The organism is Citrobacter sp. Cpo126, assembly GCF_030332445.1.
GTDB lineage: Bacteria > Pseudomonadota > Gammaproteobacteria > Enterobacterales > Enterobacteriaceae > Citrobacter > Citrobacter portucalensis.
Map to the genome: position 1 here is coordinate 1 of NZ_JAOWHT010000008.1, position 1632 is coordinate 1632.

At 45.7% G+C, this 1632-nt stretch carries 3 protein-coding genes; 2 read left to right on the plus strand and 1 reads right to left on the minus strand.

Annotated features, from left to right (window positions below; all coding sequences use genetic code 11):
* Both OGY17_RS00055 and OGY17_RS00060 read left to right on the plus strand, forming a co-directional pair.
* A partial coding sequence (locus OGY17_RS00055) for a phage tail protein (RefSeq protein WP_286606203.1) occupies positions 1–434 on the plus strand: 434 nt, incomplete at its 5' end.
* Positions 435–506: 72 nt separating this feature from the next.
* The gene (locus OGY17_RS00060) at positions 507–1112 is read left to right on the plus strand and encodes a tail fiber assembly protein (RefSeq protein ID WP_286606205.1); all 606 of its coding nucleotides are present in this window, start codon (positions 507–509) and stop codon (positions 1110–1112) included.
* 53 nt (positions 1113–1165) lie between these two features.
* Here OGY17_RS00060 and OGY17_RS00065 read toward each other — a convergent pair.
* Positions 1166–1632: phage tail protein (locus OGY17_RS00065; RefSeq protein WP_286606206.1), on the minus strand; the 467-nt coding region annotated here is incomplete at its 5' end.

The window sequence follows — 1632 nt, forward strand, 5'->3', positions numbered from 1 at the left end:
TTGGTTTAGGAGAAGGCTCCGCGCTGCCGGTGGGCGTTCCAGTGCCGTGGCCCCTCCCGAATCCACCGGAAGGCTGGCTGAAATATAACGGCGCACCCTTCGATAAAAACATATATCCGAAATTAGGCGCGGTATATCCGGCTGGCGTATTACCCGACTTACGCGGTGAATTTATTCGCGGCTGGGATGATGGAAGAGGGATCGATAATAGTAGGGGATTACTTAGTTTTCAGGCAGCAACATCTTTCACACAGTATGCTGGTAACTATGATGTAGGCTCCGGTCATGCAATAGGTAATCATGATGGTGTAGTCGATTACAGTCCTAGATTTTCCAGATTTCCTTATCCCGGCCCAGCCGTTGGTGATGGTGTTAATCATGTAACAGTCAGACCTCGTAACCTGTCATTTAATTATATTGTGAGGGCTATGTAACAACATCAATATCAAGAATAACTGTGGACGGTCAGTATAGTAGAATCCTGCCCCAGCACGAAGGATAAGAGAATGAGTAAAGCTATTTTGAATACATATGGGATCGCATCATCGGCAGGTGAAATCACTGTTTATAACTATGATGCCAACACCCGTGAGTACCTGTCCTCAACCGTTGAATATCTTGCAGAAGGCGTGGGCGTTCCTGCACATTCCTGTACCGATAAACCAGGCAAATTCAAGACCGGCTTTGCTATTTGTCGTAATGAAGGTCTGAACGGCTGGGAGTATGTTGAAGATCACCGTGATGCAGAAGTTTATAAAACTGATACAGGGGAGAAAATCACTGTTCGTTTTTTAGGAGAGCTTCCAGAAAATACCACCACAATTGCGCCAGAAACTCAATTTGATGTCTGGAATGGTACTGAGTGGATAACGGATATCGATGCAAAAAGAGCTGCTGACGTTCAGGCATTTGAAATGAAAATTCAGGCGCTGATTGATGAGGCTAATGCGGTCATTAATAAAAACAACTGGCCTTCAAAGCTACAACTCAATCGAATGAGCGAAACAGAAACAAGCAAGTTTAACCTGTGGCTTGATTATATTGATGCGCTGAATGCCATTAAACCCTCAGATTTTCCAACTGCGATACTACCTGAGCCGCCCTCAATTTGATAAAGATGATTAAGCCGTCCTTATAGACTGACCCCATTAAGACGGCTTTTCATTTAAGCTGCACGAACTATGTAATTGAATGCAAGATTTCGCGGGCGATTTTCATTTGCAGTTGGCACTACCCGGGAAGCATCAAAAGCAAAATCATCATTCATATCAACAATAGTCGTATTCTCAGGCCTTCTGCCGCTTCTTACCCCCGAATCGTAAAAAGCACCAGAAAAGCTATCAAACGAAACGCCAGAAGAACCACTCACGAAACCTGTAATATTTCTAATAGCATCACCCTGCTGAGCTAATATGATTCTCCCTGAATCCACTCCCCGCCCATCATCCCAGCCGCGAATAAACTCGCCGCGTAAGTCGGGTAATACTCCAGCCGGATAAACTACACCTAATTTCGGATATATGTTTTTATCGAAGGGTGCGCCGTTATATTTAAGCCATCCCTGCGGCGGGTTCGGGAGAGGCCACGGAACCGGCACTCCCACCGGTAGCGCGGAGCCTTCTCCCAAACCAA